The organism is Kosmotoga sp. (genome assembly GCF_982836095.1).
The window spans coordinates 6106-13646 of record NZ_CEYIHJ010000010.1; the positions used below are offsets into that span (position 1 = coordinate 6106).

At 40.8% G+C, this 7541-nt stretch carries 8 protein-coding genes; all 8 read left to right on the forward strand.

Annotated elements, in window-relative coordinates:
- The coding region (locus tag AC3LHT_RS01575; protein ID WP_488661761.1) for a hypothetical protein at positions 1 to 334 on the forward strand (334 nt) is incomplete at its 5' end.
- Positions 335 to 432: 98 nt separating this feature from the next.
- Positions 433 to 1050 (forward strand): response regulator, encoded by a 618-nt coding sequence (locus AC3LHT_RS01580; RefSeq protein ID WP_290646986.1) that lies wholly within the window; start codon positions 433 to 435, stop codon positions 1048 to 1050.
- 2 nt (positions 1051 to 1052) lie between these two features.
- The gene (locus tag AC3LHT_RS01585) at positions 1053 to 1502 is read left to right on the forward strand and encodes a potassium channel family protein (protein WP_290646985.1); all 450 of its coding nucleotides are present in this window, start codon (positions 1053 to 1055) and stop codon (positions 1500 to 1502) included.
- On the forward strand, positions 1499 to 2161 hold the full coding sequence (locus AC3LHT_RS01590) for an NAD-binding protein (RefSeq protein ID WP_290646984.1): 663 nt from the start codon (positions 1499 to 1501) through the stop codon (positions 2159 to 2161). Before AC3LHT_RS01585 ends, AC3LHT_RS01590 begins: the two co-directional genes overlap by 4 nt.
- Positions 2162 to 3679, forward strand: coding sequence for a TrkH family potassium uptake protein (locus AC3LHT_RS01595; protein WP_488661762.1), 1518 nt, complete (start codon positions 2162 to 2164; stop codon positions 3677 to 3679).
- Positions 3676 to 4935: a histidine--tRNA ligase gene (gene hisS, locus AC3LHT_RS01600; protein ID WP_488661763.1), complete on the forward strand. Its 1260-nt coding sequence runs from the start codon at positions 3676 to 3678 to the stop codon at positions 4933 to 4935. Before AC3LHT_RS01595 ends, hisS begins: the two co-directional genes overlap by 4 nt.
- Positions 4936 to 5065: 130 nt before the next feature.
- On the forward strand, positions 5066 to 5815 hold the full coding sequence (locus tag AC3LHT_RS01605) for a DUF4912 domain-containing protein (protein WP_290646981.1): 750 nt from the start codon (positions 5066 to 5068) through the stop codon (positions 5813 to 5815).
- Entirely contained in the window at positions 5808 to 7403 is a 1596-nt protein-coding gene (locus tag AC3LHT_RS01610) for a glycoside hydrolase family 57 protein (RefSeq protein ID WP_488661764.1), read from the forward strand. The genes AC3LHT_RS01605 and AC3LHT_RS01610 overlap by 8 nt, the downstream gene beginning before the upstream one ends.
- Positions 7404 to 7541 lie beyond the last annotated feature (138 nt).

Genomic DNA, 7541 nt, shown 5'->3' on the forward strand with positions numbered 1-7541 from the left:
TGCTTATCGATTTTTTCTGGAAGGAGGGACCATGAAAAGAAATTGGCTCTTTTTACTGGTTGGTGTGATAATTTTTATAAACGCCTTGGTTTATTTTTATGGCTTGCTCGAAAGTCGTGATTACCCAAAAAGGAGGAAGGCTCATCTCCTTATTGGAAGTTATTTTTCTTACCTTCTTGCTTTGTTTCAAATCCTCTTTGTTCTCGCTTTCTGGCTAAACGGGAAAATCGAGGGTTATTGCAACATAAATCTGCAATCTGTAAACTTTCCACTTGTAATCTCCGGATTGATCGCTTCTTTCGTTAATGATTATGTCAAGAAAGCTTACAACTAAAACCGCCTTATACTGGTAGTATTTGAAATCGTGCGATTCATATTTTATATTGGAGCCTATGATTGTGGTAATATTTTTGTGTCTATGGAGGTGAAACCATGGCAAAAATATACGTGATAGATGATGAATCGAGTATCAGGCGCCTAATCAAAATGATTATGGAAGAGCAAAAGCATGAAGTGACAACCTTTGCAACAGCTGAGGAAGGACTAAAGGTAATAGAAAAGGAACCACCTGATTTACTTTTTACAGACCTTGGATTACCAGAAATGAATGGACTTGAACTCATCAAAATAGTAGAAGAAAGATTGTATTCTTTCCCTATTGTAGTCGTTTCTGAAATAACCATAGCAGAAGCGATCATCGAAGCATTTAAGCATGGAATCTGTGATTTTATCACAAAGCCTTTTACTCCAACAGAGATTATCGAAAGTTTCGAGAAATGTTATATGAGCACCGATACCCTTTTGAAGAAAAAGAAGGAAGTGATTTCTTTCGTAGAAGCGGGGAAAAATCTTCAGGCCAGTAAACTCGTTTCAAGGCTTTTCGCGAATTTTCCAAATTCTCCTGTGCCCCACTACCTTTTCGCACTGCTTGCCTTTTCCTGGAATAAAGAATTGGCTAAACGACATTTGAAGGCTGCGCTTGCCCTTGACCCGGATTATAAAGAAGCAAGGGAACTTCTCATCAAAATCGATTCAGGAGATGAAAATTGACCATGCCAGTTCTCAATAAGAAAAAAAGCAAAGGATTATACATAGTGATTTTTGGGTGTGGTAGGCTTGGCTCTGGTATTGCGAACTGGCTGTCTTCGAAGGGTAATAGCGTAGTTGTCGTGGATAGAAGAGAAGAAGCTTTTTCTTCCCTATCTTTTGAATTCACAGGCTTTACAATCATAGGAGATGCGACAGAGTTAGATACTCTTGAGACCGCAAAGGTTGAAAAAGCCGACGTGGTGCTTGCATTAACCCCGGACGACAACACCAATATAATGACTGCGTTGATTTCTAAGGAGTATTTTGAAGTTCCGCGAGTTATAGCACGTGTTTACGATCCTAACAACATAGACATGTTTTCGGAATTCGGCGTAGAAATCATCTGCCCCACCCTTTTAGCTGTCAAAGAAATACAGAACACTCTGGGGTTCATTGGTGGTGATGAAGGTTGAAAGTTTTCTTAATCGGTGGAAGGAATATAGCTTATCACTTAGCCAGAAGGCTATTGAATAAAGGTTATCAAGTAGTGCTCGTTAATAAAGACGAAAAGCTCAATGAAGGACTGGCAAAAAGGCTAAAAAAGGCTATTATTATCACAGGAGATGGAAGTAAAAGGCATGTCCTTGAACAACTTGAAATAACATCAAAGGATCTTTTTGTGGCACTTACACCAAATGATCAGGATAATCTGGTGGCGAGTTTAATCGCTAAGAGGGTTTTCGGCATTGAAAATCCCCTTGCTTTGATCAATGACCCTGACAACGAAGCGGCTTTCAAAAAACTGGGAATTGGAACCACTGTAAGTCCCACTAATATACTCGCCCAGGCAATTGAAGAGAGGATTTTCAAAGAACAAATTACCAACCTCATTCCATCATTTGAACAGATAGCTGTTTTTCAGATCGAAATGGAGGAACAATCACCTGCTGTAGGTAAAAGGGTTATGGAACTTGCAATTCCACGAGAAAGTGTTATAGGGGCCATTATTAGAGCTGGGGAAGCGATTATCCCCCGTGGGGATACCATAATCAAAAGTGGCGACAAATTAATTGTTCTCAGCAAACCTACTGTTCAGTCCTCCGTTTTCGAATCGTTGCTGGGAGAGGTGTAAATGTATATCCACAGTCTGAAAAAGCGTTATCAAATTGTTTTTGGCTATATTGGCAATTTGTTCATATACTTTCCTCTTATACTAATGATCCCGGTTTTGTTTTGTTTCTGGTATCCCGAGGAATGGGGTGACAGTCTCTTCTTTTTGGCCTCCGCTCTTGTGAGTTTGGCTTTTGGCTTTGCTTTTAAGTATTGGCTAAAGGTGAAACCAGGGACACCCATTTCTGTTCAAGAAGGAGCGATCATTGTTGTCTTTGCCTGGGTTTTCGGAATAATTTTTTCCGCTTTGCCTTTTATTTTTGCAGGTATTCTTGACTTCTCACAGGCTGTATTTGAATCCACCAGTGGCTGGACAACAACAGGACTCACGTTGGTAGATGTGACGAAAATTCCAAAGATATTCCTTGTATGGCGAAGCTTGATGCAGTTTTTTGGCGGTGCAGGCTTTGCGATTATCATGATGTCAGCTATCGTAGGGCCAGGTGGTTTTGGACTCTACCACGCTGAAGGTAGGGTTGACAATCTTGTGCCGAATGTCAAGAGTTCCGTTCGGCGAATACTAATTATTTATTTCAGCTACGCGATAGCCGGAGTAATCGCACTTAGAATCGTAGGAATGGGCTGGTTTGATGCTTTTAACCATTCCCTCACCGGGTTGGCAACAGGTGGATTCTCTACAAGAGCAGGATCAATTGGCGAATTCAACAGCGTGCCAATAGAGATGGTAATTATAATCCTCATGTTTTTGGGAACTACTGGATTTGGAATTCACTATGCACTCTGGAAAGGAAATTTCAAGGCCTTGTCAAAAAACGGAGAACCTAAATTAATGGGAATCACCGTCCTTCTCTTTACTCCTTTGCTAATGGGTTCAACCTTTGGATACCTTTTTAGCCATGCTTCGGAATCTTTTAGGCATGCTACTTTTCAAGCTGTGTCTGCCCTTACCGGCACAGGTTTTTCAACGGTTGACTTCACCAGCTGGAGCCAAAGAGGTTTTTTTGCCGGTCTGTACCTGTTGACCCTATTAATGATCTTCGGGGGCGACATGGACTCAACCTCCGGTGGTCTCAAACAATACAGATTGTACGCCCTTATAAAACTAATCGGAGTGGAGATAAAAGAATTCTTCCTCCCCAGAAGCGCTGTGGTAAGAACAGAAATCTGGAAGGGAGAGAACAAGAGATACATAGATTCTAACCTTGTTAAAGAAATTTTGATAATATTTTCTTTGTACTTCCTGACGTTTGGAGTTGGTACAGCGGTAATTTCTTTTTACGGATACTCTCTTGCTGACTCCGCCTTTGAGTACGCGTCAGCTTTGAGTACAGTTGGGCTTTCAGTGGGTATAACCCGTCCTGATGCTCCACTTGGTATAATTTGGGCCGAAACTGTGGGGATGTTTCTGGGGCGCCTGGAATTTCTGGTAATAGTGTATGGAATCACAAAAATGATAAAAGATGCAAAGCTCGCGCTCACAACAGAAAGAAGTCAAAGAAAGCTGAAGGGAAGCACATGATTAAGAGGATAAAAGGAACTCAGGATATTTATTTGGAGGAGATGAAATATTGGCATTATGTTGAAAGTGCTGTAAGAGAAGTCACCAGACTATACGCCTTTCAAGAGGTTAGAACACCTATTTTCGAAGCAACAGAGCTTTTCAAGCGTAGCGTAGGTGAATCCACAGATGTTGTACAAAAAGAGATGTACACTTTTGAAGACAAAGGCGGGAGATCCATAACTCTCAGGCCAGAGGGTACTGCAAGTATAGCAAGGGCTTTTGTAGAAAACGGTTTTATAAATCTTGGCGCTCCTATGAAACTCTATTACATGGGACCAATGTTCAGGTATGAAAGACCCCAAGCTGGCAGGCTAAGGCAATTTCATCAAATTGGTATAGAAACTCTCGGTTCTTCACATCCCACAGCAGATTATGAGGTAATAGAATTTGCCATGAGCCTTCTGAAAAGGTTGAAAATAGATGATGCGAAACTCTACATAAACACGGTAGGATGCGAAAAATGTCGCCCGAATTACAAGCAAGCTCTCAGAGATTTTTATGCTGATAAAATCGACGGGCTTTGTACAGACTGTAAAAGACGTTATGATACCAACATAATGCGCCTTCTCGACTGCAAGGTTGATAGCGAAGTGGCCGCTAAAGCACCATCCATCCATTCATATCTCTGCGATGAATGTTCAAAGCACTTTAACGAACTTCAAGAATTACTGAAGGCAAATAACATAGATTTTGAGATAGATTCCAGATTAGTCAGAGGGCTTGACTACTATACAAAAACGGCATTTGAAATAAGGGCCGAATCGTTGGGGAGTCAAAACCAGATAATCGGTGGTGGACGTTACGACGGCCTCGTTGAATATATTGGCGGGAAAGCTATCCCGGCTGTTGGTTTCGCAGCGGGGATTGAAAGAATAATAATGGTGCTGAGAAGTATGGGTATCAAACCTGAGACAGAAGAAATCGCTTCTGTTGCCGTTTTGCCTATGTTAGAAAATGCTTTTACCCTTGCTTTTGAATATGCGAGACGTCTCAGGAAGAGGAATATCTCCGTTTTCGTAGATGTAATGGAACGCAACCTCAGAAACAGATTAAAACATGCCTCAAGAATAGGGACAAAAATAGTTGTTATTATCGGAGAAGAAGAGATCGAGAAAAACCTTGCCACAGTAAAAGTTCTGGATACGGGTTCTCAGTTCAAAGTAGATGGCGATTTTATGGCGAGCTTTGTCGAGGAAAAATTAATGGAATTATAGGATTTAAGGTTGTCTCATAAAGAAAATCAAAAATAATGGTCGATTTTCGCATATATCCACTTGTAATCACCTCTCATGCTATGATATTATATAATATAGCTTGTAATAGCTTGGCATGGGAGGGATTATTATGGACCAAAGCAAACTAAAAGAGTTTCTCGATTCCTCGCCCAGTATTCAGGAAATAAGAAAGTTCGCTAAAATGCTGGGATTGAGGATCAAACGCACTATGAAAAAGCGCGATTTATTGAAGCTACTAAAAAAAGAGCTGGAAACGTTAGAAATTACTTCGTCTGTTACCTCATCACAGCATAATGGTGAAGAACGGCTTCATCCTTCACTACCAATGGACTTTGATCTTCCCAGCAGTTATGGAAAAGACCGTCTTGTTCTCCTTCCTGTAAATCCACGATGGATTCATGCATATTGGGATTTTTCCTCTAACTCGAGACAAAAGCTTCTTGCAAGTGAAGCTACATTGAGACTCTACGATGTTACAAACATCATTTTTGATGGCAACAACGCTCATAGAATAAAGGAAATGCGTATCTCAGCTTGTGAAGGAAATTGGTATTTCGAAGTTGATTTTTCAGATGCCGATTATCTGGCTGAAATAGGTTACTATGAATCAGGTAAATTCTTTCCTTTGTTCCGCTCCAATCTTGTGAGGACACCCTCTGATCATCCAAAATTTACTGAAAGGGAAAAATGGATTGATCTCTCTACACGAAAAGCAAAGGTAATTGTTGTAGGCAATGGTGAAAAACATTTTTCTGAAAAGAACATCGGTACACTTACTACCAGTTTTATGAATCCTTCATCGGAAGAATTTGTGAAATATTTGGAAACTCATATGAGTGGTGGTGCTATGCATGAGTAATGGATATTTTGTCCTTACACTTCATGCCCATTTACCTTATATCAACCACCCGGATTTTTCTGAATTCATGGAAGAAAAATGGCTCTTTGAAGCCATAAATGAAACTTATCTGCCTTTATTGAGGGTTTTCAAGAGGTTAAAGTCGGACCATATCCCCTTTAAAGTCACCATGAGTATTACCCCACCACTTATGGAAATGCTTTCTAACCCTGATTTGAAAAGAAAATATCTCTCCCATCTCACCAAGCTCATTGAACTCTCAGAAAAGGAAGTAAAGAGGACTGCCGCAGAACATCCCAAAAAGCACAAAATGGCGAAATTCTATCTTGATGACTTTAAAGCACTGAAGGAATTATACGAATCGATAAATGGAGATATTGTTTCGGCTTTTATGGAATTCCAACGCAGTGGAAATCTTGAAATAATTACATGCAATGCGACACACGGCTTTTTGCCCTTGATGGCAAGATACCCGGAAGCGGTTAATGCGCAGATTAAGATAGGTATCGAGACATATCGAAGTCATACAGGAATCTTGCCAAAAGGGATTTGGCTCGCTGAATGCGGTTACACCCCCGGAGTAGATGAGTTTTTGAGAAAACACGATCTTTCTTTCTTCTTTGTAGATTCACACGCTTTATGGTTTTCCGATCCAGCTGCAAGATATGGGGTATATAGGCCTGTGATTACTCCTTCAGGTGTTTTCGCCTTTGCGAGAGATCCTGAATCCAGCCAGCAGGTTTGGAGCGCCGAAATTGGATATCCCGGCGATAGCCGATACAGAGAATTTTACAGAGATGTTGGCTTTGATCGCGAAGACTGGTATGTTGCACCGTATGTTGACCCAAGTGGTGAAAGGCACAACACAGGAATCAAGTACCACAAGATAACATCTAAGAAAGTGAGTCTAAACCAAAAGGATTATTACGATATTGACGAAGCTATGCAGGCAGTAAAGGAGCATGCACATGACTTTGCCATGAAAAAGAAGGAACAGGTACAAAGGCTTTTTGAAACCCTTGGAGGAATAGAACCAGTTATTGTTGCACCTTTTGATGCGGAACTCTATGGTCACTGGTGGTTTGAAGGACCATATTTCATTGAGGAATTTTTCAGAGCCATTGTTGATATAAAGGAGCTAAATCCCGCAACACCACCCGAGGTGATCAATGCTATTGACATAGTACAAGAAGTCACCCCGGCTGCCTCTACCTGGGGCGCCAACGGCTATAACGAAGTATGGTTGAACGGGAAAAACGATTGGATTTACCGTCATCTTGATGAAATGATAGAGAAGATGATCAAACTGGCAAGAGAATACTACAAAGAAAAAGACACATTGAAGATCAGAGCCCTGAACCAAATGGCACGGGAGTTGCTTTTAGCTCAATCCAGCGACTGGGCTTTCATTATAACAACAGGAACCACAGTAGAATATGCGGCAAACAGGACAAAAACGCACATCAAAAGGTTCAACGACCTGTTCGAAAAACTCCACAGCAATAGTCTTGACCCAAAAGAATTGGAGACATTGGAGTGGGTAGATGGAATATTCAAAGATATTGATTACAGAATATATGCGGGCTAACTGGTTGATTGTATGAAAATATTGTTGGATATTAACCGGCAGATTTTTGTAATACAAGTCAAACACTTTGATTTTTTTAGCTTTAGCTGTGATATAATTTAATATTGTCAGGGGGAGGTGGCTGTATGCCTCCCCTTA

Bases quoted from the DNA above. Each gene is read 5' to 3' on its own strand.
- AC3LHT_RS01605 (WP_290646981.1), top strand. From the start codon at position 5,066: ATGGACCAAAGCAAACTAAAAGAGTTTCTCGATTCCTCGCCCAGTATT.
- AC3LHT_RS01585 (WP_290646985.1), top strand. From the start codon at position 1,053: ATGCCAGTTCTCAATAAGAAAAAAAGCAAAGGATTATACATAGTGATT.
- AC3LHT_RS01580 (WP_290646986.1), top strand. From the start codon at position 433: ATGGCAAAAATATACGTGATAGATGATGAATCGAGTATCAGGCGCCTA.
- AC3LHT_RS01610 (WP_488661764.1), top strand. From the start codon at position 5,808: ATGAGTAATGGATATTTTGTCCTTACACTTCATGCCCATTTACCTTAT.
- hisS (WP_488661763.1), top strand. From the start codon at position 3,676: ATGATTAAGAGGATAAAAGGAACTCAGGATATTTATTTGGAGGAGATG.
- AC3LHT_RS01595 (WP_488661762.1), top strand. From the start codon at position 2,162: ATGTATATCCACAGTCTGAAAAAGCGTTATCAAATTGTTTTTGGCTAT.